The organism is Sphingomonas sp. Leaf21 (genome assembly GCF_916858675.1).
In the GTDB taxonomy this organism is placed as follows: domain Bacteria; phylum Pseudomonadota; class Alphaproteobacteria; order Sphingomonadales; family Sphingomonadaceae; genus Sphingomonas.
The window spans coordinates 1-23,714 of record NZ_CAKASM010000021.1 but is presented as its reverse complement, the minus strand read 5'-3'; the positions used below and the strand labels follow the sequence as shown (position 1 = coordinate 23,714).

31 protein-coding genes are annotated in these 23,714 nt (G+C 67.8%); 11 read left to right on the top strand and 20 right to left on the bottom strand.

What is annotated here, in order from left to right; all coding sequences use genetic code 11:
- Positions 1-36 precede the first annotated feature (36 nt).
- Together LRP66_RS14085 and LRP66_RS14080 are read left to right on the top strand one after the other, a co-directional pair.
- Positions 37-240 (top strand): DUF2945 domain-containing protein, encoded by a 204-nt coding sequence (locus tag LRP66_RS14085; RefSeq protein ID WP_230483234.1) that lies wholly within the window; start codon positions 37-39, stop codon positions 238-240.
- 57 nt (positions 241-297) lie between these two features.
- Positions 298-558 (top strand): SWIB/MDM2 domain-containing protein, encoded by a 261-nt coding sequence (locus tag LRP66_RS14080; RefSeq protein WP_007405135.1) that lies wholly within the window; start codon positions 298-300, stop codon positions 556-558.
- Between the two features lie 54 nt (positions 559-612).
- On the opposite strand, the gene LRP66_RS14075 is transcribed toward LRP66_RS14080, so the two are convergent.
- The 7 genes from LRP66_RS14075 to LRP66_RS14045 form a co-directional block, all read right to left on the bottom strand.
- Positions 613-1,029, bottom strand: a complete 417-nt coding sequence (locus tag LRP66_RS14075) for a hypothetical protein (RefSeq protein ID WP_230483233.1) — start codon at positions 1,027-1,029, stop codon at positions 613-615.
- Positions 1,030-1,279: 250 nt separating this feature from the next.
- Complete coding sequence (gene xth, locus LRP66_RS14070) at positions 1,280-2,056, bottom strand: exodeoxyribonuclease III (RefSeq protein WP_230483232.1); 777 nt, start codon at positions 2,054-2,056, stop codon at positions 1,280-1,282.
- A 1-nt stretch (position 2,057) separates the two neighbouring features.
- Positions 2,058-2,396, bottom strand: coding sequence for an iron-sulfur cluster insertion protein ErpA (gene erpA, locus LRP66_RS14065; RefSeq protein WP_230483231.1), 339 nt, complete (start codon positions 2,394-2,396; stop codon positions 2,058-2,060).
- A gap of 199 nt (positions 2,397-2,595) precedes the next feature.
- Complete coding sequence (locus LRP66_RS14060; RefSeq protein ID WP_443026699.1) at positions 2,596-3,342, bottom strand: M23 family metallopeptidase; 747 nt, start codon at positions 3,340-3,342, stop codon at positions 2,596-2,598.
- 86 nt (positions 3,343-3,428) lie between these two features.
- Positions 3,429-4,259, bottom strand: a complete 831-nt coding sequence (locus LRP66_RS14055) for a ferritin-like domain-containing protein (RefSeq protein ID WP_230483230.1) — start codon at positions 4,257-4,259, stop codon at positions 3,429-3,431.
- Positions 4,256-4,711: a peroxiredoxin gene (locus tag LRP66_RS14050; RefSeq protein WP_230483229.1), complete on the bottom strand. Its 456-nt coding sequence runs from the start codon at positions 4,709-4,711 to the stop codon at positions 4,256-4,258. Before LRP66_RS14050 ends, LRP66_RS14055 begins: the two co-directional genes overlap by 4 nt.
- On the bottom strand, positions 4,698-7,370 hold the full coding sequence (locus tag LRP66_RS14045; RefSeq protein WP_230483228.1) for a bifunctional [glutamine synthetase] adenylyltransferase/[glutamine synthetase]-adenylyl-L-tyrosine phosphorylase: 2,673 nt from the start codon (positions 7,368-7,370) through the stop codon (positions 4,698-4,700). The genes LRP66_RS14050 and LRP66_RS14045 overlap by 14 nt, the downstream gene beginning before the upstream one ends.
- A 108-nt stretch (positions 7,371-7,478) precedes the next feature.
- Between LRP66_RS14045 and LRP66_RS14040 the strand changes: the two genes are divergently transcribed.
- A complete protein-coding gene (locus tag LRP66_RS14040) occupies positions 7,479-7,646 on the top strand; it encodes a hypothetical protein (protein ID WP_230483227.1) in 168 nt (55 codons plus the stop codon).
- A 110-nt stretch (positions 7,647-7,756) separates the two neighbouring features.
- Here the strand turns inward: LRP66_RS14040 and LRP66_RS14035 are convergent, their stop codons facing one another.
- From LRP66_RS14035 to LRP66_RS14025, 3 genes are all read right to left on the bottom strand, one after another.
- The gene (locus LRP66_RS14035; RefSeq protein ID WP_230483226.1) at positions 7,757-8,404 is read right to left on the bottom strand and encodes a sigma-70 family RNA polymerase sigma factor; all 648 of its coding nucleotides are present in this window, start codon (positions 8,402-8,404) and stop codon (positions 7,757-7,759) included.
- 106 nt (positions 8,405-8,510) lie between these two features.
- Positions 8,511-8,648: a hypothetical protein gene (locus tag LRP66_RS14030; protein WP_230483225.1), complete on the bottom strand. Its 138-nt coding sequence runs from the start codon at positions 8,646-8,648 to the stop codon at positions 8,511-8,513.
- A gap of 61 nt (positions 8,649-8,709) precedes the next feature.
- Entirely contained in the window at positions 8,710-9,510 is an 801-nt protein-coding gene (locus tag LRP66_RS14025; protein WP_230483224.1) for a response regulator, read from the bottom strand.
- A gap of 263 nt (positions 9,511-9,773) precedes the next feature.
- Between LRP66_RS14025 and LRP66_RS14020 the strand changes: the two genes are divergently transcribed.
- The 3 genes from LRP66_RS14020 to LRP66_RS14010 all read left to right on the top strand — a co-directional run bounded on the left by LRP66_RS14020 (position 9,774) and on the right by LRP66_RS14010 (position 11,922).
- On the top strand, positions 9,774-9,929 hold the full coding sequence (locus LRP66_RS14020) for a NepR family anti-sigma factor (RefSeq protein WP_230483223.1): 156 nt from the start codon (positions 9,774-9,776) through the stop codon (positions 9,927-9,929).
- A gap of 11 nt (positions 9,930-9,940) precedes the next feature.
- Positions 9,941-11,527, top strand: coding sequence for a histidine kinase dimerization/phosphoacceptor domain -containing protein (locus tag LRP66_RS14015; protein WP_230483272.1), 1,587 nt, complete (start codon positions 9,941-9,943; stop codon positions 11,525-11,527).
- 260 nt (positions 11,528-11,787) lie between these two features.
- The gene (locus LRP66_RS14010; RefSeq protein WP_230483222.1) at positions 11,788-11,922 is read left to right on the top strand and encodes an entericidin A/B family lipoprotein; all 135 of its coding nucleotides are present in this window, start codon (positions 11,788-11,790) and stop codon (positions 11,920-11,922) included.
- Between the two features lie 142 nt (positions 11,923-12,064).
- Here LRP66_RS14010 and tatC read toward each other — a convergent pair whose 3' ends face one another.
- From tatC to argS, 8 genes are all read right to left on the bottom strand, one after another.
- Entirely contained in the window at positions 12,065-12,862 is a 798-nt protein-coding gene (tatC, locus tag LRP66_RS14005) for a twin-arginine translocase subunit TatC (RefSeq protein ID WP_230483221.1), read from the bottom strand.
- Positions 12,859-13,305, bottom strand: a complete 447-nt coding sequence (gene tatB, locus LRP66_RS14000; protein WP_230483220.1) for a Sec-independent protein translocase protein TatB — start codon at positions 13,303-13,305, stop codon at positions 12,859-12,861. The genes tatC and tatB overlap by 4 nt, the downstream gene beginning before the upstream one ends.
- Positions 13,306-13,334: 29 nt before the next feature.
- Positions 13,335-13,571: a Sec-independent protein translocase subunit TatA gene (locus LRP66_RS13995; RefSeq protein WP_230483219.1), complete on the bottom strand. Its 237-nt coding sequence runs from the start codon at positions 13,569-13,571 to the stop codon at positions 13,335-13,337.
- 141 nt (positions 13,572-13,712) lie between these two features.
- Positions 13,713-14,321, bottom strand: a complete 609-nt coding sequence (gene scpB / locus LRP66_RS13990) for an SMC-Scp complex subunit ScpB (protein WP_230483218.1) — start codon at positions 14,319-14,321, stop codon at positions 13,713-13,715.
- Positions 14,318-15,040: a segregation and condensation protein A gene (locus LRP66_RS13985; protein WP_230483217.1), complete on the bottom strand. Its 723-nt coding sequence runs from the start codon at positions 15,038-15,040 to the stop codon at positions 14,318-14,320. Before LRP66_RS13985 ends, scpB begins: the two co-directional genes overlap by 4 nt.
- Before the next feature lie 158 nt (positions 15,041-15,198).
- Positions 15,199-16,203 carry a beta-N-acetylhexosaminidase gene (gene nagZ, locus LRP66_RS13980; RefSeq protein ID WP_230483216.1) on the bottom strand — a complete coding sequence of 335 codons (1,005 nt, stop codon included), beginning with the start codon at positions 16,201-16,203 and terminating at the stop codon, positions 15,199-15,201.
- Between the two features lie 52 nt (positions 16,204-16,255).
- On the bottom strand, positions 16,256-16,996 hold the full coding sequence (locus tag LRP66_RS13975; RefSeq protein ID WP_230483215.1) for an SPOR domain-containing protein: 741 nt from the start codon (positions 16,994-16,996) through the stop codon (positions 16,256-16,258).
- Positions 16,996-18,732, bottom strand: a complete 1,737-nt coding sequence (gene argS, locus LRP66_RS13970) for an arginine--tRNA ligase (RefSeq protein ID WP_230483214.1) — start codon at positions 18,730-18,732, stop codon at positions 16,996-16,998. Before argS ends, LRP66_RS13975 begins: the two co-directional genes overlap by 1 nt.
- 233 nt (positions 18,733-18,965) lie before the next feature.
- Between argS and LRP66_RS13965 the strand changes: the two genes are divergently transcribed.
- The 5 genes from LRP66_RS13965 to LRP66_RS13945 all read left to right on the top strand — a co-directional run bounded on the left by LRP66_RS13965 (position 18,966) and on the right by LRP66_RS13945 (position 21,320).
- On the top strand, positions 18,966-19,262 hold the full coding sequence (locus LRP66_RS13965; RefSeq protein ID WP_230483213.1) for a hypothetical protein: 297 nt from the start codon (positions 18,966-18,968) through the stop codon (positions 19,260-19,262).
- Between the two features lie 178 nt (positions 19,263-19,440).
- A complete protein-coding gene (locus LRP66_RS13960; RefSeq protein WP_230483212.1) occupies positions 19,441-19,761 on the top strand; it encodes a hypothetical protein in 321 nt (106 codons plus the stop codon).
- Positions 19,762-19,805: 44 nt separating this feature from the next.
- Complete coding sequence (locus LRP66_RS13955) at positions 19,806-20,174, top strand: CsbD family protein (RefSeq protein ID WP_230483211.1); 369 nt, start codon at positions 19,806-19,808, stop codon at positions 20,172-20,174.
- Positions 20,175-20,251: 77 nt separating this feature from the next.
- A complete protein-coding gene (locus LRP66_RS13950) occupies positions 20,252-21,109 on the top strand; it encodes a hypothetical protein (RefSeq protein ID WP_230483210.1) in 858 nt (285 codons plus the stop codon).
- Between the two features lie 67 nt (positions 21,110-21,176).
- Positions 21,177-21,320 (top strand): entericidin A/B family lipoprotein, encoded by a 144-nt coding sequence (locus tag LRP66_RS13945; RefSeq protein ID WP_230483209.1) that lies wholly within the window; start codon positions 21,177-21,179, stop codon positions 21,318-21,320.
- Between the two features lie 90 nt (positions 21,321-21,410).
- On the opposite strand, the gene LRP66_RS13940 is transcribed toward LRP66_RS13945, so the two are convergent.
- Positions 21,411-22,577, bottom strand: a complete 1,167-nt coding sequence (locus tag LRP66_RS13940) for a deoxyguanosinetriphosphate triphosphohydrolase (RefSeq protein WP_230483208.1) — start codon at positions 22,575-22,577, stop codon at positions 21,411-21,413.
- Between the two features lie 8 nt (positions 22,578-22,585).
- Positions 22,586-23,714: SPOR domain-containing protein (locus tag LRP66_RS13935; protein ID WP_230483207.1), on the bottom strand; the 1,129-nt coding region annotated here is incomplete at its 5' end.

Sequence of the window (23,714 nt, the reverse complement as noted above, 5' to 3'; positions counted from 1 at the left end):
GGATTGATGCCGATCAGAACGAACGGGAGAGCGACGATGACCGAGTTCAAAAAAGGCGATCATGTCGAATGGAATAGCCATGGCGGGACCGCCGAGGGCAAGGTCGTAAAAAAACAGACGACCGACACCAGCATCAAGGGCCACACGGTCCGCGCGTCCAAGGATGAGCCGCAATACATAGTAGAGAGTGACAACGGCGGAAAGGCGGCGCACAAGGCGGACGCGCTCAAAAAGGCGTGATTCACGCGCGGCCCGCCGGTAAGGCCGGGACGCAGAAGGATTAAGGGAAGGAAACACATGGCCACCGCAACCACGGGCACCGGCATCCACGCGCCGGTCCAGCCGTCCGAGGAACTCGGCGCGATCGTCGGCAACGAGAAGCTGCCGCGCAGCCAGGTCATCAGCAAGGTGTGGGATTACATCAAGGCCAACAACCTGCAGAACCCTGAAAACAAGCGGGAAATCCTGGCCGACGACAAGCTGAAGAAGGTGTTCGGCAAGGACAAGTGCACCATGTTCGAGATGAACAAGTTCATCTCGGCGCACCTGAAGAAGTAAGCCTTCGCGCGCGCTCCGGTCACCGTGCCGGAGCGCCCTTCCCCCGCCGCGCCGCTATCGCAGGTCGAGGACCAGTGGTTTGCGCGCGGCGGGTGTCGCGGACGCCGCCGGTGCGCGAGCCGGTGCCGCCGTCTTGCCCCCCGGCGGGGCGACCGGGGACGGCGATGGCGCTGGACCGCCCGCATCGCGCGCCTCGATCTGGTTCAGCCGCTGTTCGACCAGTTGCGCGTCGAGAAGCTTCCGATCGCCCTGCATCGCGGCAACCTGCGCCTCGAGCGCGGAAATACGCTGTTCGAGCATCCTGACCCGGACCTGATCCTCGGTCTGCGCGACCGCGTCGCGCGCCGTCTTTTCCTGCCGCGCGCGATCCTGCGCTTCCGCCTCCGCCACCCGGTCGTCGATCGACCCGGCGCGTTGCTGGCAGGCGGCCAGCGTCAGGGCCATCACGAAGAGAGGAGCGGCACGGCGCATCGGCGGGTCTCGGTCAAGTCTGCTCAGGCCGCCGATAAACCCTTTTAACCGCTCCGCGACAAGGGGAGATGGATCGCGGGACAGGCGAGATGCCAAGCGATCGGCGATGCTTACCGGACGTCGCTGGTGACGAAGGGCGAGGAACTTGCCCCACCCCATCACCAGCCGGGGGCCGGTATATCCCGCCAGTGCCGAAACCGGATCCCGGCCTTCGCCGGGATGGACCATGGGAACGGCAGGAACCCGCGCCTTACGCGTCGCGCAGTTTCACCCAGGTCGGGGCATGATCGCTGGCCTTTTCGCGCCCGCGATAGCTCTTGTCCACGCCCGCATCGACCAGCCGGTCGGCGGCCTGCGGACTGAGCAGCAGATGGTCGATCCGGAACCCCGCATCGCGTTGCCACGACCCGGCCTGATAGTCCCAGAAGGTCCACACACCGCCCCTGGGCGCCCGCGTGCGCAGCGAGTCGGTCCACCCCTGTGCGAGCAACCGGCGATAGGCGGCGCGGCTTTCGGGCTGCATCAGCGCGTCGCTCGCCATTGCGGGAACCGAGAATGTGTCGTCGTCATTGGGAATGACATTATAGTCGCCCGCCAGCACCGCAGGGACTTCCTCCGCCAGCAGGGCACGCGCACGCGACGCCAGCCGCTCCATCCAGCGCAGCTTGTAATCGAATTTCGGCCCCGGCTGCGGATTGCCATTGGGCAGGTAGAGCGACGCGACGACCAGACCGTTCACATCGCATTCGAGGTAGCGGCTATGTTCGTCCTCGTCCTCGCCTGCCAGGCCGCGCTGACGCTCGAGCGGCTGGGCCCCGCGCGCCAGGACCGCGACGCCGTTCCAGCTCTTCTGGCCATGCCAGGCCGCGCCATAGCCCGCCGCCTCGATATCCTTGACGGGGAAGGTGTCGTCGCTGGCCTTCAGTTCCTGAAGGCAGACGATATCCGCGTCGGCCTCGCCCAGATATTCGAGCAGCCGTGGCAGACGGGCCTTGATCCCGTTGACGTTATAGGTCGTGATCTTCACGTCAGACCGAGAAGCTGGTGCCGCAACCACAGCCCGAGGCCGCGTTGGGGTTCTTCACCTGAAACGCCGCGCCGCCCAGCGATTCGACATAATCCACCTGCGCACCGCGCACGAGGTCCAGGCTGATGCTGTCGACGACCAGCGTGACGCCATCGGTCAGCGCGACGGCGTCGTCCTCGGCTGGGGCATCGGCCAGGCCGAATTTATACTGGAAGCCCGAACAGCCGCCGCCCTCGACCGACAGGCGCAGGATGGCGGGCTTATGCTGTCGCTCGGCGATCGTCGCGACACGCGCCGCGGCGGCCGGGGTCAGCGCGATTTCGGAAATGCTGGTGGCCATGAAGGTCAGATAGGCGCGGGGGGCGAACGGGGCAATCCCCGCCGGGCCCTTGCCCCTCCACCATCGCTTTGCGATGGCCCCCCTCCCCAAGCATAGCTTGGGGAGGATTTGGAAAACCTTCCTTCTCCCGAGGCTTGCTTGGGGAGGTGGCGGGCCGAAGGCCCGACAGAGGGGCTTCAGCCGCAGCGAAAGAGGTGTATCAGTCCTGCGCGGCCGGGCCGTCGGTCGACACCGGTATCTGGTGGATCGCGTGATCCTGCGACGCGGTCAGATAGTCGCCGGTCGTCAGGAAGGGGATCGGGTTGACCGCATGACCGTCCATGCGGACCTCATAATGGAGGTGCGGACCGGTCGAACGGCCGGTCGAGCCCATCAGCGCGATCAGTTGGCCGCGCGTCACGCGGGTGCCATCGGCGACCAGGATCTTGGAGAGATGGCCATAGCGGGTGGCGATGCCCTTGCCATGATTGACCTCGACCAGATTGCCATATCCGCCCTGCCAACCCGCATGATCGACGATGCCATCGGCGGTGGCGTAGATCGGCGTGCCGACCGGACCGGGAATGTCGACCCCGGCATGCATCGCGGCGGTGCCCCGGAACGGGTCCGAGCGGATGCCGAAATTGCTGGTGAACTGGAGCTTCTCGACCGGATGGACCGACGGGATCGCGATCACGCCCTTTTGCAGCGTGTCCATCTTCTTCCACGTCTGGAAGATGGTGCGGAACTGCTGGTCGGTGCGCAGATCGGCCGAGGCTTCGGCGCTGTTGGCGGGGATGAATTCGCCACCGACCGCGGCCGGGGCCTGATGCGGCGCCGTGGGCGCGACCGGTGCGGAGGACGCCGCGATCGCGGCATTGCCGGTCATTGCGATGACGGCGGTGGTGGCAAGGACGGATCGGACGCGCGAAGCAATCGATTTACCCGAAAACTGAAGCTGCTTCATCGAACCCCGACATCTGTATGCCGAGCGCCCCCGCAGTCGGGTTTGCCGGCTTGTCCCATCCAATCCTGTTTCGCAGCCCCACCGCGTTACAGACGGTCAGCTTGTGCCGTCATGGGTTCCATGTCCGCAAGAGGTTCGTAGAAATCCCGCGTCAAACCGGCTGACTCGCGCGCCGAAACGTTGAACGGTGGCTTAACGACGCCCCGGAAGTAGCGGCGGACCAACATCTGCCAATGCGCCGCTGGCTCTATATCGTGCCCCGCAGCGAGATAACCGAACCATTTCGCGCCGAAACCGACATGACGAATCTCGTCGGTGAAGATGCGGTGGAGGATGCGGGCCGATGTCTCGTCGCCGCCCCCGCGAAACCGCGCGACCGTCTCGGGCGTGACGTCCAGTCCGCGCGCTTCCAGCACCATCGGTACGATGGCCAGGCGCGCCATCGCGTCATGCGCCGTCGCCTCCGCCGCCTCCCACAGGCCCGCATGGGCGGGAAGCGCGCCGTACCCCGAACCCAGCGTGCGCAGCCGCCGGTGCAGCACGGCGAAATGCATCGCCTCGTCCGCGCCGACCGAGATCCAGTCGTTGACGAAGCGGCGTGGGAACTGCCCGCCGAACCGCCCCGCCGCGTCGAACGCCAGGTCGATCGCCGAAAACTCGATATGCGCCAGCGCATGGAGCAGCGCGATCCGCCCCTTTTCCGAACCGCCGCGCCCCCGCTTCGGCATCCGGTTGGGCGGCAGCAGTTCCGGCCGGTCGGGCCGCCCGGGCGAATCCGGCATGGCGGTGTCGAACCGATGCGCCAGCATCCCCCGCCGCCAGTCGCGCGCGACACGGCGTGCCAGCTTCACCTTGGCAAGCGGTTCGCCCTCGCGCAGCACGGCCGCGCAGGCTTCGGCGATCGACCCCGTCGTCAAAGCGCGCGCGCCGCCTCCAGCACCGCCGCGGCATGGCCCGGCACCTTCACCTTGCGCCAGCTCTGCACGAGCGTCCCGTCGCGACCGAACAGGAAGGTTGCGCGCTCGATCCCCATATAGGTCTTGCCGTACAGCATCTTCTCGCCCCAGACGCCGAACGCCTCGCACGCCGCGCCAGCCTCGTCGCTCGCCAGCTCGACCGTGAGCGAATGCTTCTCGGTGAACTTACGATGCCTGGCGGGGCTGTCCTTCGAGATGCCGATGACCCGAACGCCCGCATCGGCGAACGCATCGGTGAGCGCCGTGAAGTCCTGCGCCTCGCGCGTGCAGCCGCTGGTGTCGTCCTTGGGGTAGAAATAGACGACCAGCGGACCCGACACGTCGGCCAGCGCCAGTGTCTCGTCGTTCGCGGTTTTCACCGTCACCGCCGGAATCGCGTCACCCTGCTGCATCGCCGTCTCCTTGCCATATCCGCGAGACCTCCTGCCGCGTCGCCCCCAGCGTGGCAACCACGGTGTTCCAGTCCGCCAGCGCCATCGCCCGCGCGATCAGCGGGCGGGTCGATTCGGGCGGTTCCTGGCCGTCGGGGACCAACAACCGGAAGGCGACCAGCGCGCGGGTCAGCACGTCATGCGCGGTCTTCATCGCGGGCGGCATCAGCCGCTGCTCGACCAGCGCCGCGATGGCGCGCGCCAGATCGGGGTCGAAGCCGGTGCGGTGGACCAGTTGCGCGCGATGCACCGCGAATTCCAGATCGACCAGTCCGCCAGGCAGCAGCTTGATGTCGAGCGGTCCCTGCGGCGGCTTGTGCCGCGCCATCTCGGCGCGCATCGCGGTCGCCTCGCCCGCCACATCGCGCGTGGGCCGGTTTCCGCGCAAGACGTCGCCGATGATCGCCGCGACCGTCTCGCGCGCCGCCGTCGAGCCAAAGATCGCCCGCGCCCGGGTCAACGCCATATGCTCCCAGGTCCAGGCATCCTCGCGCTGGTAGCGGGCGAAGCTGTCGATCGAGACGACCAGCGGCCCCTGCGTGCCCGAGGGCCGAAGCCGGGTATCGACCGGGTAGAGCGGACCCGCCTGGGTCGGCACCGACAGCGCCGCCGTCACCCGCTGCGCCAACCGATTGTAGTAAAGCGTCGCGCCCAGCGGCTTGGGGCCGTCCGACTCCGCCGCGAAATCGCCCGTGAACAGATAGATGAGATCAAGGTCGGAGGCATGGGTCAGCGCCGCGCCACCCATCCGACCCAGCGCCAGGATGACCAGCTCGCTGTCCGGCACCCGGCCATGCGCGGTGACGAACTCATCGACCGTCGCCTGCGCCAGCACCCCCACCGCCGCCTCCGCGACGCGCGCATAGCCGCCCGCCACCTCGAGCGGATCGGCCCGCCCCGCCACGATCTGCGCGCCGAGTGCGAAGCGCAGCTCTCCGACGACGCGCCGGACATGGTCCAGCCGGTCCTGATAATCCTGCCCCGCCTCGCCGCCACGCATCGCCCGTTCGAGAAAGCGCACGGCTGGCAGGGGTTCGAAGGCGGAGGCATCGATAAGGCCATCGAGCAGCGCCGGCCGCCGGGCCAGCTCGGCGGATAGCGGCGCGGCGTGGCTGAGGATCGCGACCGTCAGGCTGGCCAGGCCGGGCCGCGCCTCCAGCAGACGGAAGATGTTGATCGCGCTGGTCATTCGTTCGAACAGCGCATCCAGCTTCACCAACGCGGCGTCCGGATCGGGCGCCTCGCGCAACGCCTCGACCAGCGTCGGAAGCACCGCGTCGAGCGCCTCGCGTGCCGCCGGGCTGCGCAGCGCCGCATAGTCGCCGCCCCGCCACGCCGCGATCCGCCGCGCCGCCGCCTCGGTATCGCGCAACCCGGCCTCCGTCAGTCGCGCGTCGAGCAGCACCGGATCATGCGGCAGGCGCGGCCGTTCGTCGGCGTCGAGCGCGTCGTACAGCCGCCCGACCCTTTCGGTCACCGGCGCCAGCTTCGCGATCAACGCGTCCCCGTCGGCCAGGCCGTGAAGCCGCGCCACCCGCGCCATGCCGTCGCCCAGCGGCAGTTGATGCGTCTGGCGATCGTCGATCATCTGCACCCGATGCTCGATGGTACGCAGCAGGACATAGGCATCGGACAGCGTCACCGCCTCGACCGGATCGATCCGCCCCGCCTCGGCCAGCCGCGCCAGCGCATCGCGGGTCGCGGGTGCGCGCAGGGCCGGATCGCGCCCGCCATGGATCAGCTGATGGATCTGCGCGAAGAATTCGATTTCCCGTATCCCGCCGCGTCCGCGCTTCAGGTCATAGCCGGGGCCCATGGCCTGACCCTGCGCATGATGGTCGCGGATCCGCCGGGTCAGGTCGCGGATCTCCCCGACCGCGCCGAAATCGAGTGCGCGACGCCAGACGAACGGCCGGATCGCATCGAGAAAGCGCTGGCCCAGCGCCATATCCCCCGCCGCCGCGCGCGCGCGGATGAAGGCCGCGCGCTCCCACGTCAGCGCCTGGCTTTCATAATAGGCGATCGCGCCTTCCACCGGGATCGCGATCGGCGTCGCCTCGGGCGAGGGCCGAAGGCGGAGGTCGACACGCAGGACATAGCCATCGCCGTCCCGCGCCTGGAGCAGTTCCACCACCCGCTTCGCGATGCGGACCGCCGCCTCCTCCGGCTCCTCGCGCGGGCGATGCGGCAGTGTCTTCGGGTCGAACAGCAGGATCGGATCGATGTCCGACGAATAGTTGAGTTCGCGACTACCCTGCTTGCCGAGCGCTATGGCGGTGAAGCCGACCGGCTCCGCACCGGGCGTCCGCTCCTCGATCGCCGCCCGGATGGCCCGGTCGAGCGCTCGGTCGGCGAAATCGGTCAGACGACGGGTCACCCCCGTCAGATCGTACAGGCCCGCCAGATCGCCCAGCGCGACGGTCAGCGCCAATGCGCGCCGCTCGCGACGGAGCGCCGTACCGATGGGCAGGTCGCCGTCCAGCTCCCACGGGTCGACCAGCCGACCGGCCAGTGCCGCCGCCTCTATCTCCGGCTCGCGATCGAGCACCATCGCCAGGAAGGAGGAATGGCGGCGCGCGCGCGCCACCGCGTCGGACAGCGAGGGGGAAGAGCTGGTCATCGCATCAGCTGTACCCCGTGGGGCGCGGTCGACCAAAGATTTTCAACAGCTTTGGCCCGCCGGTTCAGAAGAGAGGAAACTTGTCAAGGGCTGCATGGTTATGTTGCCATGACGAGCACCGATCCTGGCAGCGGCGAGATCCGCATCGTTCGCGCGCCCCGGCGCACGGACAATATCGGTAGCACCCTGCGCTCGGCCTTCTCGAAGCCGATGCGGCTGCCGGATCACTGGGTGCGTCTGCTCGATCGACTGGATCGCACGCCGCGGCGATCCTGACATGATGCCCTTATTGTCCCGTCGGGCGGTGGGTCACCGGCTTCGGACACAAAAACGCCGCCGCGATCGGGGATCGCGACGGCCATCGCCATAAACGAACGAAAAAATTCCTATCGGCCGCCGCTCAGCTGGTCGACATCGCCCATGATGCTGTCGAGCGCGGTCTTGCTGGTGTCGGTCTCGTGCAGGCGACGCGAGGGCAGCGCACCGTCGGTCAGGATCGCTTCCAGCGCGACCCGACCGCGTGCGACGCGGCTCTTGATCGTGCCGACCGCGACGTTGCAGATTTCTGCCGCCTCCTCGTAGGCGAAACCGCCCGCGCCGACGAGGATCAGCGCCTCGCGCTGGGGCTGCGGCAGGTGCATCAACGCCCGCTGCATATCGCCCAGTTCGACATGGCGGTCCTGGCTGGCCGGTGCCGCCAGGATGCGGTCGGCGACCAGATCGTCCCACTCGCCCTTGAAGCGCGCGCGGCGCATCTGGGACAGATACAGGTTGCGCAGGATGATGAAGGTCCATGCGCGCATGTTCGTGCCCGCCTGGAAGCGCTTGCGTGCCGCCCAGGCCTTGAGCAGCGTTTCCTGCACCAGATCGTCGGCCAGATCCCGGCTACCCGAAAGCGAGCGGCCGAAGGCGCGGAGATGGGGGATGACACGGGCCAACTCCGTCTTGAACTCGGAATCATCCAGCGCGACGTGTTCGACGGGCGCCTCGGTCGCGTCGTCCTCGATCTCGTCCCGCGTCAGTGGCTGCGTCATGTAAATCCGATCATCGGAAGCTGCCGAACACACGGCCGCCTCAAAATATAAGGTAGGGTCTCAGAAATAGCCAGTCGTGCCAGAGCCCTAATCGACTGTCCAAGCGTCAGCGCAACACCAGATAGGCGAAGATCACGATCACGAGGACGAGCGAAATGGGCAGGACGTACCGCGTGACATGCGGCGTCGCTCCTGCCCGTGCTTCCTCTTTGGAGACATGAATGGGTTCATTGGGATCAGCCATGTCTGCCTCAACGTCCGGGAACCGTTTTGGGTCCGAAACCGATGCGCTTCCCGATATGCGCTTATTCGGCCGGAATGGTCGTCTGATCGAAGAACAGCGCCTGGCTGATCGCGGCCTTCACCGTCGACCGCTGGAACGGCTTGGTGATCAGGAAGGTCGGCTCGGGCCGCTCGCCCGTCAGCAGACGCTCGGGGAAGGCGGTGATGAAGATCACCGGCACCTCGAACTCGGCCAGGATGTCCTTGACCGCGTCGATGCCCGAGCTGTCGTCGGCAAGCTGGATGTCCGCCAGCACCAGGCCGGGACGGTCTTCCATCGCCAGCGCCACGGCCTCGTCGCGGGTCACGGCGACGCCGGTCACCTCATGACCCAGGTCACGGACGATCGTCTCGATATCCATCGCGATGATCGGCTCGTCCTCGATGATCAGGACGCGAGCGCGGGTCTGCTTCTCGATTTCGGCCAGCGCCTCGGACACCAGCGCCTCGACCTCGCTGGGCTCGACATCGATCAGATAGGCGGCATCCTCGGGCGTGAAGCCTTCCATCGCGGTCAGCAGCAGCGCCTGGCGCGAGAGCGGCGTCATGCGGGCCAGACGCGCCCGCGCCACGCCCTCATTGCCGTCGGCATCGATGCCTTCGCGATCCAGCTCGTCATAATTCGCCGAGGACCAGATGCCCTGGAACATGCGGTAGAGACCCAGCCGCGGATCGACGTCGCGCGGAAACTGGTCGGGGGCCGCCACGATCGCTTCCAGCGTCGCGCGAACATATTTGTCGCCGTGCATCTGGCTGCCCGTCAGGGCCCGGCCGTAGCGCCGCAGAAAGGGAAGATGGGGCGCAAGCTGCTGTCCAAGCGACATGGGTAATAATCACTCCCTGAGGTATTCGCGGTGACTCATGTGCTGGCCCCCGCGCCGGTTTTCAATGCCGTTCCCTGAAATCCCCGCTGGTCGAGCCGGATCGATCCGCCCATCGGTTTTTTCGTATCGCATCGGGAACCAACAAGATCGAATTTGGTTTCATCGCCACATCAACTATGGCTCTGGCGTCACGCCGATCGGCGGCGCCATGGCGCATCACCACGTCGGTTGCCCCGCTTAGTGGGTCGTTGCAGGGGGATATTTTGAGTTTGGGCAACAAGACGAAGAAGACGCCGTCATCCGCTCCTCAAAAGGGTGGCGAGAAGGATGCGGGCTCGGCACTTCGCCAGGCGTATCAGAAGACGGTCGCCGAAAAGATCCCCGACGAGATGCTTGACCTTCTCAGCAAGCTGGGTTGACGTCCGGCCGTATGGCCAATGCCCTCCCCCAAGACGCCGAAGTCGTTGAACGGCTCCGTCCCGCCCCGCCCCGCCTGACCACGGGCGCGAAGCTCGTGCTCGTGCTCGGCAGCACGCTGCTCATCCTGGCCGCGATCGCGGTCTTCGCCACGTTGCAGACCACCCGACTGGCCGATAGCGAGGCCAATGGCCGACTGCGCATCGCCGCCAACGAGGATGCGCGCGCCCTCGCCGCGGAGTTGATGGGCGACATGACCGCGTTGCGCGTCGCGGTCCGCGCCATGGGCCAGGATCCGCTCGACATGCCGAGCTGCGCGCGGGCACAGGGCGTATTCGCGCAACAGTCGCTGACCGGCGCGCGTTTCCTGATTACCGATCGCTCGGGGCGGACGCTGTGTGGCGATCCCCTGCCCGCCGCGCTCCCCGTCCCCGTCGACGGATCGCCGATCGGCGCCGACATCCTGCCGGGCAACGGCCTGGTCCTGTCGGTCACGCACCAGGGCGGCCGTGCCCAGGCGCGCGCCTTCTTCCCGCTCCCCTTCCTCCAGTCTCTGATCCAGCAGAACAACCACAGCAGCCCGATCGCCTCCGCGCTCGAACTCGATGGCGAATCGCTGTCGCTGGTCGAACTCGACAAGCGCGGGCCACTCGACCGGATGAAGTCGATCCGCACCGAACTCGGCATCGCTGGCCTCGTGCTCCGCACGTCTGCGCCCAGCGCGCCGATCACCTCGTCGCTGATCGTCGCGCTTGCCCTACCGCTTCTGATGTGGCTCGCGGCGGTGCTGATCGGATGGATCGTCGTCGACCGGCTGCTGATCCGCCCGCTGCGCCAGCTGCGCGGCATCGTCGCGACCTATCAGCCGGGCGAGATCCTCGACATCAGCCGGGTCGAGGCCGCCCCCGCGCAGGAGATCCGCGACCTCGCGGACACCTTCGAGGCGATCACCCGCACCGTCGCCACGCACGAGGCCGGCCTGGCCGAGGGGCTGGTCCGCCAGACCAAGCTGACGCGCGAGGTGCATCACCGGGTCAAGAACAACCTCCAGGTCATTTCCAGCCTCATCAACTTCCACGCACGCGGCGCGACCGGGCCCGAGGCGATGGCGGCCTATTCCTCGATCCAGCGGCGGGTGGACGCGCTGGCGGTGGTCCATCGCCATCATTTCGCGGAGCTGGAGGAAAATCGCGGACTGAACCTGCGCACGATGATCGGCGAGCTGGCGGCCAATATCCGCGCCACCGCGCCCGAGAACGCGTCCGGTATCGGCATCTCGCTCGACGTCGCGCCGCTGCTGGTCAATCAGGACGTCGCGGTGGCGGTCGCCTTTCTGGTCACCGAGACGATCGAGCTGGCGATGAACTGCGATCCGGCGGCGCAGATCCGCGTCGCGATCAAGCCGACCGAACAGGAAGGCCGCGGCGTGGTTCGTGTCGTGTCGCGCGCCCTGGTGGAAACCGACGAGCTTCGCCACTTGATCGGCAAGCGCTATGGCCGCGTGATGGAGGGCCTCGCGCGCCAGCTTCGCGCGCCGCTGCACCACGATCCCTTGACCGGCGCCTATGAAATCGGCGTTCCGATCGTCGGACGCGATTGATTTCAAAAAAGATTCACCGGCAGCGAAAAAGACGGGAACCCCTGCCTCGGCAGGGTGTTCTGCTCTTCGGATAGCGAACTTATGCCCCCCCGCTCTCGCTGTCCAAGCCATAGGCCTGGAAGCGTCCACCCTCCCCCCCCCCGGTGACGCTTCCAGGCCTTAATCTTTTCAGGGCATATCTCTCTCCAGCCGTGACAGCACCGGAACGAATGTCGCGTTGAGGCATTTGGCCGAGACGGATTTCGTAGAGGAGACAGAGAATGCGTAAGCTCATGGGTCTGGCGATCGTCGCCGGTGCGCTTTTGGTCAGCGCCTGCAACACCGTCGAAGGCATGGGCCGCGACGTGAGCTCGGCAGGCAATACCGTGGCCAAGACCGCGGACGACGCCAAGTAAGCCCCTCACCCGGCTGACAGGCAAAAGGGCCTCGACGGACAGCGTCGGGGCCCTTTTCCGTTTTGGGGTCTGGGGGCGTGGCCTCCAAAGAAAAAAGGCCCCGACTCCCGCCGAGGCCTTTCTCCCTGGTCTTTCCCCCCGATCACACCGCCGGGTCGGCGTCCGCGTCGGCCTCCTCGAGCGCCGCCTGTTTGGACCGCGCGCGTTCGGTGAACCAGATGCCGATGATCGCCAGCTCGTAGAGGATGATGAGCGGCACCGCGAGCAGCACCTGCGACATGAGGTCGGGCGGGGTCAGCACCGCCGCGATCGCGGTCGCCGCGACGATCGCATAGCGCCTTGCCCCGATGAGCTGCTTGCGGGTCACGATCCCCGCACGCTCGAGCAACATCAACAGCACCGGCAGCAGGAAGGCCAGCCCGAAGGCGAACAGGAACTGCATCACGAAGGACAGGTAGTTGCCGATCGCGGGCAATGCCTCGCGCTTGACGCCCCCGACCATGCCGTCGAAGCCCAGCAGGAAATGCAGCGCCATAGGGATGGCGACATAGTAGGCCATCGCCGCGCCCATCAGGAACAGCACCGGCGTCGCCAGCAGGAAGGGCAGCAGCGCGCGCTTTTCCTGTCGGTACAGCCCCGGCGCGACGAACTGCCAAAGCTGGTTGGCGATCACCGGAAAGGCGATCATGACCGAGGCGAAGAAGGCGACCTTCACCTGGACGAAAAAGGCCTCGAAAATCTCGGTATAGACCAGCGTGCCCTGACCCGCCGCCAGCAGTGGCTTGGCCAGGAAGCCGAAGATCGTCTCCGAAAAATACATCGACACGCCGAAACCCAGCGCGATGGCGATGATGCAGTAGAGCAGCCGCCGCCGCAGCTCGATCAGATGATCGAGCAAGGGTGCGCGACTGGCGTCCATCTCGTCGGGCGTGTCGCTCATGACGCCGCGCCTTCGTTCGGACGCGGGGTCGGCGGAACGACGTCGGCGGGCGCCGGTGCGACCACCGGCTTTTCGACCATCACCTGCCGGTCGCTATGATCCGCGTGGTCCGGCTGACCGACGACACCCTCATACGCTGGCGTCGCGTGCGGCGTCTCGGTGGGCGCGGCGTGAGCCTCGTCGAGCGATGGAGCGGGCGGCGCGTCGGCGGCATGTTCGCGCATGATGCGCTCATTCTCCGCCGCCCAGCGCTTTTCCATCTCCTCCAGTTCGGCCTCGCGGACCATATTGTCGAAGCCCTGGCGGAACTGGCGCGAGACGCCGCGCGCCTTGCCCACCCAATAACCGACGACACGCATCGCCTTGGGCAAATCCTTGGGACCGATCACGACCAGCGCCACGATGGCGACCAGCAGGAACTCGCTCGAGTCGATGTTGAACATGGAGATCCGGTGTTAGAAGGCGAACCGGATCAACGATCGTCGCGCACGCGCTCGCCGTCGCGATCGAACGCGGGCTCGGCGGACTTCTGCGCCTCGATCCGCGCGGACGGCTTGACGGGCTTCTCGTCTTCCTCGGCCATGCCCTTCTTGAAATTCTTCACACCCTTGGCGACGTCGCCCATCAGATTGGAGAAACGCCCGCCGCCGAGCAGCAGGATCGCGACGACCGCGAGGACGAGAAGGTGAATCGGGCTAAAGCTGCCCATGGCACGTCTCCTAGGAATCTATGGTCTATCTAAGCCTTGGCACCGCCAGCGGCAATGGTCGAGCGATGCGGACGGCACCATGTTGATGAGACAAGGCCGTGCCGGGGCATTGTGACGTGGCCGTGACGCAAAGGAAAGCGGTCAATCGCCCCGTTCGCCAGCGTCGCTGTCCGCATCGGGCTCGTCCTCCCCCAGCCGCTCCAGCGCGAGGTCGACGGGGTCGAGCAATCCGGCGGCCCGCAGATCCTCGATCCCCGGCAGGTCCCGCCTGCTGGCCAGCCCGAAATGCTGGAGAAAACCCGGCGTCGTCGCATAGAGGAGCGGCCGCCCCGGCACCTCGCGCCGTCCGGCGGGACGGACCCAGCCCGCCTCCATCAGCACGTCGAGCGTGCCCCTGGAAATGGCGACGCCGCGAATCGCCTCGATCTCCGCGCGACTTACCGGCTCGTGATAGGCGATGATCGCCAGCGTCTCGATCGCCGCCCGCGACAGGCGGCGGGTCTCCTCTCGATCGCGGCGGAGCAGATGCGCGAGGTCGGGCGCGGTCTGGAAGTGCCAGCGATCCCCCCGACGCGCCAGGACGATGCCCCGTCCGCGATATTCGGCCTCCAGCGTGTCGAGCGCCGAACGAATGTCGCCGCCGCCGCGCGCGACGCCGACATGCGCGCGGATCGAATCGATCCCCATCGGCTCGGGCGAGGCGAACAGCACCGCCTCCACCGCGCGGACGGTCGGGTCGTTTCCGCTCATACCGGACGCCGTATCATCAGCGGCGCGAAGGGTGCCGCCTGGCGAAGCTCGACCTTGCCCTGCCGCGCCAGTTCCAGCACCGCCAGAAAGCTGGAGGCCAGCGCCGAGCGCCGCAGCCGCTCGCTTCCGTCGGGCAGGAAGCTTTCGATCGCCGACCAGTCGATCCGGCTGCCAACCAGCATCGACACCCGCTCCAGCGCGGCCTCCAGCGTCATCACCTGACGGTCGGCGACGACGTGCATCACCGGCCGGGTGCGCGCGGTTATCCGGCCATAGGCGGCGATCAGGTCGTACAGCTCGGCCTGCCACATCGCCTTGCGCTGAACCGCCAGCCCCTCGGGCGCGCCGCGCGCGAACACGTCGCGGCCCAGCCGGTCGCGTGCCATCAGCCGCGCCCCCGCCTCGCGCATCGCGGCGAGCCGTTCGAGCCGCAGTTGCAGCCGCAGCGCCATCTCCTCCGGATCGGGCTCTTCCTCGGGCTGCCGGGGCAGCAGCAACGCGGATTTGAGATAGGCGAGCCATGCCGCCATCACGAGATAGTCCGCCGCCAGTTCCAGTTGCAGGCGACCCGCTCGGTCGACGAAGCGGAGATATTGCTCGACCAGTGCCAGGATCGAGATGCGGCGCACATCGACCTTCTGCGACCGCGCCAGCGACAGCAACAGGTCCAGGGGCCCTTCCCACCCGTCCAGATCGAGCGTCAGCTGTTCCCCCGTCATGCGACGGGACTCTAGCTCGGCCCGACCGGATTGGCGAGGTGTGCGTATTCCTCCCTGCGCGAAACGCAGGGAGGGGCGTGGTGGAGGGGCATGTCCCCTCGCCCCACAACCATCGCTCTGTGGCGGTCCCCCTCTCCAGGCCAAAGCCCGGGGAGGAATTAGTCGGTGAGCGCGAGCAGCGCGTCGCGGCGGGCGATCAGGTCGGCGCAGTCGCCCTCCCCCGCCCCGACGCTCGCCATGGCGCGGTCCAGCCGCGCACGTGAAAGGTCGGTGATCGGCGGCACGCGTCCGGCGATCTCGACCATCTCGTCCATCCGCGCCCAGCAGTCGAGCACCAGGTCGCAGCCCGCCGCCAGGGCACCGGCGGCCTTTTCGCCCGCCGTGCCGCTCAGCGCCTTCATGTCGATGTCGTCGGTCATCAACAGCCCGTCGAACCCGATCCGCCCCCGGATGATCCGATCGATGACCACCGGCGAGAGCGTTGCCGGGCGATCGGCGTCCCAGGCTTCGAAGACGATATGGCTCGTCATGCCCATCGGCGCGTCGGAGAGCGTGCGGAACGGCTCGAGGTCGGCCTCCAGCGCCGCGTCGCTTGCCGTCACCGTCGGCAACAGGTGGTGCGAGTCGACCAGCGCGCGACCATGGCCCGGCATATGCTTGACGACACCGACGATCCCCGCCGCGGCCAGCCCTTCGAGCATCGCGCGGCCCAGCGCGGCGACCTGCATCGGCTCGGCGCCATAGGCGCGGCAGGCGATCGCCTCAGTCGTGTCGGGTTGCGCTACGTCGAGCAGCGGTGCGCAGTCGACCGTGATGCCGACCTCACGCAGCATCAGGCCCAGCGCCTGGCCATTGGCGCGCATTGCCTGGATCGCCGACATCGGCGCCTTGTCGTAGAGTCTCGCGAAGGCTGGCCCCGCCGGGAAAGCGGGCCATTCGGGCGGCCCCATTCGGGCGACGCGCCCTCCTTCCTGGTCGATCAGGATCGCCAGATCGTCACGCCCCGCCAGCGCCCGAAGCGCGTCGGTCAGCGCGCGAACCTGCGCACGGTCGACGATGTTGCGCTTGAACAGGATGTAACCCGCCGGTTCGACCGAGGCGAAGAAGGCGCGCTCGTCGGGGGTCAGCACCGGGCCCGACAGGCCGAAGATTACGGGGATCATGGCAACAGGCTCCGGCCCCCCGCCCGCCGGAGCGAGCGGGGAGCGTGATCGATCAGCTTGCGACGAAGCAGCTTTCGCCCGCCACGCGCAGGCGTCCGCAGATATCGGCGGCCTGGTTGGCCGAACCGGCGTTCACGCGCAGACGGTAAAGGGTCTTGCCGTTCGAGGCGACCGGCTGGACCACCTTGCCCAGCGCACCGACATAGGAGAAGCGCTTGGAGAAGCGATCCCAGGCGGCGTTGGCGGACGATTCGCTGGGATAGGCGCCCAGCTGTACCATCGCGCCGTTGCCGGTCGGTTCGGCGACGCGCGCCCGCGCGGCGGTGACCGGCGCGGGGGCGACCAGCTTGCCGCCCGATTCGGGCACCTGCGCCACGGCATTGCGACCGCCGCCGGGCTCGGTCGGCTTGTGCACGACGCGGGTGCCGTTCATCGGCGCCTCGGGCACCGCGCGCAGGTCGATCGCGCCATTGCCGCCGGGCTTGCCCGCGCTCGTCGCGATCGCCGTGTTGCCCTCGCCCTTGACCTTCAGCCCGCCCGGATCGGCCGGACGCACCTTATAATCGCCCTCGGGCGCGGCGATCACCGCGCCGTCGCCATCCGCCGCCGCGCGGTGGGCCTGCCACTTGTAGAGCGCGAAGCCGATCGCGGCGAGGATCGCCAGGCCCAGGATGACGAGCGCGACTACCTTGCCGATGCCGACCCCCTCGGGCTCGTCGGGCTCGACGGTTTCCAGCCAGGGGAGGCGATCCTCTTCCTGGTCATAGCCGCGCAGGTCCATCTCGTTCGCCATCACTTCATCTCCGAAACCGCTTCGACACCCATGAGCGCCAAACCGTTACGAATGATTTGCCCGATCGCATCGCTGAGGAAAAGACGTGCGCGCGTGACCCCGGCATTCTCGACGATCAGGAAACGACGATCGGGGCGATCGTTGCCGACGTTCCACGCCGCATGGAATGCCGCCGCCAAGTCATAGAGATAGAAGGCGATCCGGTGCGGCTCACGCGCCGCCGCCGCAGTCTCCACGATGCGCGGGAACTGCGCCGCGAGCTGGACCAGCGCCAGCTCTTCCGTATCAAGCAGGGACAGGTCAGCCGCGCCGCCCCCATTGTCCAGGCCGATCCCCGCCTCGGCCGCCCGACGCTTGAGCGACGCGATGCGCGCATGGGCATATTGGACGTAGAAGACCGGGTTGTCCTTCGACGCCTCGACCACCTTGGCGAAGTCGAAGTCCATCTGCGCGTCCGACCGCCGGGTCAGCATGGTGAAGCGCACCACGTCCTTGCCGACCTCGCGCACCACATCGGCCAGCGTCACGAAATTGCCCGCGCGCTTCGACATCTTCACCGGCTCGCCGCCGCGCAGCAGACGGACCATCTGGACCAGCTTCACGTCGAACTTGGTCCTGCCGCCGGTCAGCGCCTCGACCGCCGCGACGATCCGCTTGACGGTGCCCGCATGGTCCGCGCCCCAGATGTCGATGAGCTGGTCGGCGCTCTGCGCCTTCTGGTAGTGATAGGCCAGGTCGGCGCCGAAATAGGTCCAGGCGCCGTTCGACTTCTTGATCGGGCGATCCTGGTCGTCGCCGAACTGGCTGGAGCGGAACAGCGGCAGTTCGACCGGCTCCCAATCCTCGGGCGTCTCGCCCTTGGGGGCCTCCAGCACGCCGTCATAGACCAGACCGCGAGAGCGCAGCTCGGCTTCCGCCGCCTCGGGCTTCCCCGCCGCCTGCAACTCGGCCTCCGAGGAGAAGAGGTCGTGATGAATGCCCAGCAGCGCCAGATCCTCGCGGATCATCGCCATCATCGCCGCGACCGCGCGGGTGCGGAACAGGACCAGCCATTCGGCTTCGGGGGCGGAGACGTAGCGATCGCCGAATTCGGTCGCGAGCGCCTCGCCCACCGGCTTCAGATACTCGCCGGGATAGAGCCCCTCGGGAATCACGATCGTCTCGCCCAGCGCCTCGCGGTAGCGCAGATGCGCCGAGCGGGCGAGCACGTCGACCTGGCCGCCCGCGTCGTTGACATAATATTCGCGGATGACCTTGTGCCCCGCGAACTCCAGCAGCGTGGCGAGCGCGTCGCCCACCACCGCGCCGCGGCAATGGCCCATATGCATCGGTCCGGTCGGATTGGCCGAGACATATTCGATATTGACCGTGACGCCCTGCCCCCGCGTCGAGCGACCATAATCGGCCCCCGCCTGCGGGATCGCGGCCAGTTCGTCGCGCCACGCCGCATCGGTCAGCCGCATGTTGAGGAAGCCCGGCCCCGCGACCGAGACGCTCGCCACCTCGTCCAGCTTGCCCAGTTCGACCGACAGCGCTTCGGCGAGCGCGCGCGGGTTGGTGCCCGCGGGCTTGGCCAGCACCATCGCGGCGTTGGTCGCCAGGTCGCCGTGCGACGTATCGCGCGGCGGCTCGACCGTCACGTTGCGACGATCCAGCCCGCCGGGCAGCGTGCCGGTGGCGACCAGCGTGTCCAGCGCCGCATCGATATGCGCGGCAAAGCGGGTGTAAAGCGTCATCACATCGTCCGATCGGGGTAGCAAAGCGTTGCGCTCTAGCGAAATCGGACCCGCGCTTCAAATCATGGCTTGCGAGCCGCCGACGTCCGATTGCGCTTCGTGCATCCAGCATACAGCCCTTTGCAGTTGCCGGTCATGCTGCAACGCAATATTTCGGTATACGAAAGTTAAGCGCGAAAAACGCGCGAGAGGACCTGATCCGGCTCCACGCCAACAGCGAGAGAGTTTCGATCATGCGCAAGACCATCCTGATCCTGGCCGCCGCCCTTGCGGCCGTTCCCGCCATCGGCGCCGTCGCGGCCGAGGGCGAGCAGACCTTCGTCCATGAAGGCAGCACCTATGTCTACACCCGGACGAACGCCAACGGCCAGGCGGTGATCCAGGGCCATCGCTATCCCGGTGGCGAGCCCTTCCGCTTCGTTGTCAAGGGCCACCGCGTGACCGGCACCGCCGGTAACACGAAGGTCGCGTTCACCACCGACGAGGCGCGCGGCGCGCTGGGTGCGGGCATCGAGTCCAGCGCCCGCTAAAACCCCATCGCCTGCGGGTCTGAAACGGCCCGTCCTTCCACGCGGAAGGGCGGGCCGTTTTGCGTTCGAACATGACAAAAGCGAAACGTTTTAACCGACCGAGGAACAGACTAACCTATTATAAGTTTAATGGGCCCGTATCGGTCGCATGGTGCAGCCGGTCGCATGGAGAACATGCATGGCCCGAACGACCGCCGCCATCGCCGCGACTCTGCTGATCACCGCCTGTGCCGCACCGTCGACGCGGATCGCGACGGGTCTCGAACGCTATGGCCTCGACGCGCAACGCTCGACTTGCGTCGGTCAGCGGCTGGAACGCAACCTGTCGCTGGGGCAGTTGCAGCAACTCGGCAACGCGGCAGCGGCCTATCGCCGCGACGATCCCAATCCCGGCCAATTGACCGTGGGCGATCTGATTCGGGTCGCTGGCGAGATCAAGGATCCGCGCATCGCGCTGGAGGTCGGCAAGGCGGCGGCGGGATGCGGCATCGCGCCCTGAGGCGCCCCCCTCTTCATTTCAAAATTTGCGAAGGAGCAAGGCTCATGAACAAGCATGAACTGCGCGGTGACGCGCGTTATCTGGGCGGCAAGGTCGAAAAGGCCGTTGGCGACGTCGTCGACAGCCGCGACTGGAAGGTCGCCGGCGTCAAGGATCAGGTCGTCGGCGGGGCCGAGCACCTGTACGGCCGCGCGCAGTCGGTCGCCGGGAATATCGCCGACGCGACCCCCAGCCTGATCGAGGAAGCCCGCGAGCGGACCGGCGACGCGCTGGAGCGGTCGCGCGACCTCGCCACGCGAGAGGGGCGCCGGGCCGCCGACGCGGTGCGCGGCAACAGCGCCGCCGCCTGGGCCGTCGGTGCGGCCGTGCTGGGCTATGCGATCGGTGCGCTGATCCACGGCCGTCGCGACTGATCCGACGACCCACCCGCCCGATATCTGCAACAAGAACGATAACAGGAGTGAATATGGCAACGCGCGTAGCAAACGGCATGACGCCATTCGAAGAAGGCGCAATCGCCCGTGCGGCCCGTCGCGTGTCATGGGGCGCGATCTTTGCCGGGGTGGTGATCGCCGTCGCGGTCCAGCTGGTGATGGGCATTCTCGGCACCGGCATCGGCCTGTCGATGGTCGATCCGGTCGAGGGCAGCACGCCCGGCGCGACCGGATTCGGCATCGGGGCCGGGCTCTACTGGCTCATCACCACCGTCGTGGCGCTTGGCGCGGGTGGCTATGCCGCGGCACGCGTGTCGGGGGTGACCGAGCGGTTCGATGCGCTGGTTCACGGCCTGGTCGTCTGGGGCGTCACGCTGATCCTGACGCTGTACATGCTGACGTCGGCGGTGGGCGGCATCATCGGCGGAGCGTTCCGCACGGTGGGCAGCGTCGCTGGCGCGGCCGGTTCGACGGTCGGTGCCGCCGCGCCGCGCGCCGCGCAGCTGGCCGGGGTGGATGCGGGCGATGTCCGTCAGGAGGCCGCCAAGTATCTGTCGGACACGCCGTCCGATCCGGCGCAGATGACCCCGGAGCAGGCGCAGAAGGAAATCGCCAAGCAGCTTCCCGCCATGGCGCGTGGCGGGGCCGACGGTGCCCGTGCCGAATCGCGCGTGGTCGACATCGTCGCGGCCCAGCGCAAGATCAGCCGCGCCGATGCCCAGGCGCAGGTGAACAAGGCCAAGGCCGACTTCGTCCAGGCCAAGAACGAAGCCGTCCAGTCGGCCAAGACCGCCGCCGACGCCGCCGCCGGGGCCGCCGCGAAGACCTCGTTCCTGCTGGTGATCGCGCTGCTGGTCGGCGCGGGCGCCTCCGCTTTCGGTGCGACCTCGGCCACTCGCCGCCGGCTGCACTGAGTGTCTGCGGCGGGCCGGCGTATCGGGTCCGCCGCACCTTCATCCCGTTCCCGATAAGGAGATCGTCATGACCAAGACCATCGCACTGGGTGCCACGCTGAGCGCCATATTGCTGCTGTCTGCCTGCAACACCGTCAACGGCGCAGGCAAGGATCTGCGCTCGGCTGGGTCCGCCGTATCGGACGCTTCGGGCGAGAGCGGCAAGAAGTAAGCAAATGGGGTGGCCGCGAGGTCACCCCATTTTTCCGGGGGCCTGGCACGCCCTTCCCCCTCCCCTCATCGCGGGGCGAGGGGAAAAGCCTCAGAATCCGTCAGGCAGGTCGATCGTCCCGACAATCTCGCGATAGCACCGCACCGCATAGCGATCGGTCATCCCCGCGATGAAGTCGGCGATATGGCGGCTCCGCTGCGGTTCCCCCTCGGGTAGGCGATCGCGCCACTCTTCGGGCAGACGCGTCGGATCGGCGCGGTACGCGGCGAACAGCCCCTGCACGATGCCATGCGCCGCATCCGCCGCCGCCAGCTGACGCGGGTGATGGTAGAGATTGGCGTACATGAACCGCTTCAGGTCGCGTTCCTCGACCCGCATCGCGTCGGAGAAGCCGACCAGCGCGCGTCCGGCCGCACGGACGTCCGCGACGTCGCCAACGCCGCTTTCGGCGATGCGCCGCCGGGTCTCGGCGACCAGATCATTGACCATCACCCCGATCTGCGACCGGATCAGTTCGCTGGCCAGCCGCTTGGGGGCGACATCCGGAAACTTCGCCCGCGCCGCGTCCCAGCCGCGCGCGACCAGCGGCACCGCCAGCATCTGGTGCAGCGTCAACAGACCGGCGCGAAGCCCGTCGTCGATGTCGTGATTGTCATAGGCGATATCGTCCGCCAGCGCCGCGACCTGGGCCTCCAGCGAGGCATGGCTCTCCAGATCGAGCGGGAATCCCGCATCCGCCTCGCGCAGCGCCCAGCCGGGATGACGGACCGGCCCATTATGCTTGGCCAGCCCCTCCAGCGTCTCCCAGCTGAGGTTCAACCCGTCCCAGCGTGGATAGGGACGCTCGATCTCGGTCAGGGTGCGCAGGGTGTGGCCGTTATGGTCGAAGCCGCCATGATCGGCGAGCGCGGCCTTCAGCGCATCCTCACCGGCATGACCGAAAGGTGGATGGCCGATGTCATGCGCCAGGCACAGCGCCTCGGTCAGATCCTCGTTCAGCCCAAGCGTCCGCGCGATGGTCCGCCCGATCTGCGCCACCTCCAGGCTGTGGGTCAGCCGGACGCGGAAATGATCGCCATCGGGGGCCATGAACACCTGCGTCTTGTGCCGCAGGCGCCGGAAGCTGATCGAGTGGATGATCCGGTCGCGATCGCGTTGAAACGCATCGCGTGGCCCCCGTTCCAGTCCCTGGGCTTCGCCATGGCGACGCCCCCGGCTCTGCTCGGGATAGGAGGCCCAGGGGGCGAAGCGGGTCACGGGCGCGGTTATTTCGCGTCGAGCCGCGTCACCGCCTGCCCAGCCTCGCTGGTCACCGGAAACGCCGAAACGCCCTTCTTCGCCAGTTGGTTGATAAAGGCGCGGGCCTCCGCATCGGTCTTGAACGGACCGGTCAGAACGCGGTGCGTCGCGCGGAGCGGAGCCTTGTACCCCTTATGCCCGGCAAAGACGGTCGGCGCCTTCGCCTTGGTCGCCGCCCAGGCCTTGGGCAGATCGTCCTCGTTCGCGCCGCCCGCAACCTGGACCCATATCCGCTCGGGATTGGCCTTGGCGCGCCGCTTCTCCTCGGCTTCGGCCTTGTCGGCCAGCGCCTTCTTGGCCGCCTCCGCCTTCTTCGCGGCGAGCGCCTTCTTCTCGGCCGCCGCCTTGGCCGCTGCCGCCTTCCGCTCCGCAGCGGTCGGCGCGCGGGGCGCCGTCTCTACCACTTCGGCGGCCTTTTCGCGCGCCGCCTCGTCCCGCTCCGCCTTGGCGCGTGCCTCGGCCAGGACGCGTTGCGTCGCGTTGTTCACCGGTACGTTCGCCGCGACGGCGACGGGACGTTCCGGCCCCTCGACACCCAGTTCGGAGGCCGGAATCGAAAGATTGGCGACGATCCGCGCGAGCACCGAATCCTCGCGAACCGCATGGGCGGCGGCGAGCGACGGCTTGCGCTCGGTCCGCCTGGGCGGCGTGACGGGTGCAACGTCGCGGTCCGACCCGGTCGCGGCAAGCGCGGCTGGCGCCTGGGTCGACACCGGCTGCACCGTCGCGACCACGGGCGTCGGCGCAGGTTCGGGCTTTTCGACGGGTAGCGGCTGCACCATCGCCGTCGACGCGCCGCTGCTCGATGGCGTCGGGCTGGTCGGCGTCGATTGCGTCGCAGGCAGCGGCTGGATGACGGGGCGGGGCGGCGTATTCGCGGCCAGCGCCACCGGCTGCGGCGCTTCGGCGGCACGAGTCGGCGCGACCACGGGAGTCGGCGCCGCCGCCACGCTGGGCAAGGGCTGGACGGTCCGCATCGGTGAAGCCGCCGCGACGACCCGCGATGCGGAGGAGGGCTCGGCGGTGGGCGCCGCCGCCGCCATCTGAACAGGTACGGGCGCGACGGGTGCGGCCCGAGACGGCGGCACCGGCGTC

Excerpts from the sequence above, each read along its gene's own strand:
- LRP66_RS14085 (WP_230483234.1), top strand. The coding sequence starts at position 37 with ATGACCGAGTTCAAAAAAGGCGATCATGTCGAATGGAATAGCCATGGC.
- LRP66_RS14080 (WP_007405135.1), top strand. The coding sequence starts at position 298 with ATGGCCACCGCAACCACGGGCACCGGCATCCACGCGCCGGTCCAGCCG.
- LRP66_RS14075 (WP_230483233.1), bottom strand. The coding sequence starts at position 1,029 with ATGCGCCGTGCCGCTCCTCTCTTCGTGATGGCCCTGACGCTGGCCGCC.
- erpA (WP_230483231.1), bottom strand. The coding sequence starts at position 2,396 with ATGGCCACCAGCATTTCCGAAATCGCGCTGACCCCGGCCGCCGCGGCG.
- LRP66_RS14060 (WP_443026699.1), bottom strand. The coding sequence starts at position 3,342 with ATGAAGCAGCTTCAGTTTTCGGGTAAATCGATTGCTTCGCGCGTCCGA.
- LRP66_RS14050 (WP_230483229.1), bottom strand. The coding sequence starts at position 4,711 with ATGCAGCAGGGTGACGCGATTCCGGCGGTGACGGTGAAAACCGCGAAC.
- LRP66_RS14045 (WP_230483228.1), bottom strand. The coding sequence starts at position 7,370 with ATGACCAGCTCTTCCCCCTCGCTGTCCGACGCGGTGGCGCGCGCGCGC.
- LRP66_RS14040 (WP_230483227.1), top strand. The coding sequence starts at position 7,479 with ATGACGAGCACCGATCCTGGCAGCGGCGAGATCCGCATCGTTCGCGCG.
- LRP66_RS14035 (WP_230483226.1), bottom strand. The coding sequence starts at position 8,404 with ATGACGCAGCCACTGACGCGGGACGAGATCGAGGACGACGCGACCGAG.
- LRP66_RS14030 (WP_230483225.1), bottom strand. The coding sequence starts at position 8,648 with ATGGCTGATCCCAATGAACCCATTCATGTCTCCAAAGAGGAAGCACGG.
- LRP66_RS14025 (WP_230483224.1), bottom strand. The coding sequence starts at position 9,510 with ATGTCGCTTGGACAGCAGCTTGCGCCCCATCTTCCCTTTCTGCGGCGC.
- LRP66_RS14015 (WP_230483272.1), top strand. The coding sequence starts at position 9,941 with ATGGCCAATGCCCTCCCCCAAGACGCCGAAGTCGTTGAACGGCTCCGT.
- LRP66_RS14010 (WP_230483222.1), top strand. The coding sequence starts at position 11,788 with ATGCGTAAGCTCATGGGTCTGGCGATCGTCGCCGGTGCGCTTTTGGTC.
- tatC (WP_230483221.1), bottom strand. The coding sequence starts at position 12,862 with ATGAGCGACACGCCCGACGAGATGGACGCCAGTCGCGCACCCTTGCTC.
- tatB (WP_230483220.1), bottom strand. The coding sequence starts at position 13,305 with ATGTTCAACATCGACTCGAGCGAGTTCCTGCTGGTCGCCATCGTGGCG.
- LRP66_RS13995 (WP_230483219.1), bottom strand. The coding sequence starts at position 13,571 with ATGGGCAGCTTTAGCCCGATTCACCTTCTCGTCCTCGCGGTCGTCGCG.
- scpB (WP_230483218.1), bottom strand. The coding sequence starts at position 14,321 with ATGAGCGGAAACGACCCGACCGTCCGCGCGGTGGAGGCGGTGCTGTTC.
- LRP66_RS13985 (WP_230483217.1), bottom strand. The coding sequence starts at position 15,040 with ATGACGGGGGAACAGCTGACGCTCGATCTGGACGGGTGGGAAGGGCCC.
- nagZ (WP_230483216.1), bottom strand. The coding sequence starts at position 16,203 with ATGATCCCCGTAATCTTCGGCCTGTCGGGCCCGGTGCTGACCCCCGAC.
- LRP66_RS13975 (WP_230483215.1), bottom strand. The coding sequence starts at position 16,996 with ATGGCGAACGAGATGGACCTGCGCGGCTATGACCAGGAAGAGGATCGC.
- argS (WP_230483214.1), bottom strand. The coding sequence starts at position 18,732 with ATGACGCTTTACACCCGCTTTGCCGCGCATATCGATGCGGCGCTGGAC.
- LRP66_RS13965 (WP_230483213.1), top strand. The coding sequence starts at position 18,966 with ATGCGCAAGACCATCCTGATCCTGGCCGCCGCCCTTGCGGCCGTTCCC.
- LRP66_RS13960 (WP_230483212.1), top strand. The coding sequence starts at position 19,441 with ATGGCCCGAACGACCGCCGCCATCGCCGCGACTCTGCTGATCACCGCC.
- LRP66_RS13955 (WP_230483211.1), top strand. The coding sequence starts at position 19,806 with ATGAACAAGCATGAACTGCGCGGTGACGCGCGTTATCTGGGCGGCAAG.
- LRP66_RS13950 (WP_230483210.1), top strand. The coding sequence starts at position 20,252 with ATGACGCCATTCGAAGAAGGCGCAATCGCCCGTGCGGCCCGTCGCGTG.
- LRP66_RS13945 (WP_230483209.1), top strand. The coding sequence starts at position 21,177 with ATGACCAAGACCATCGCACTGGGTGCCACGCTGAGCGCCATATTGCTG.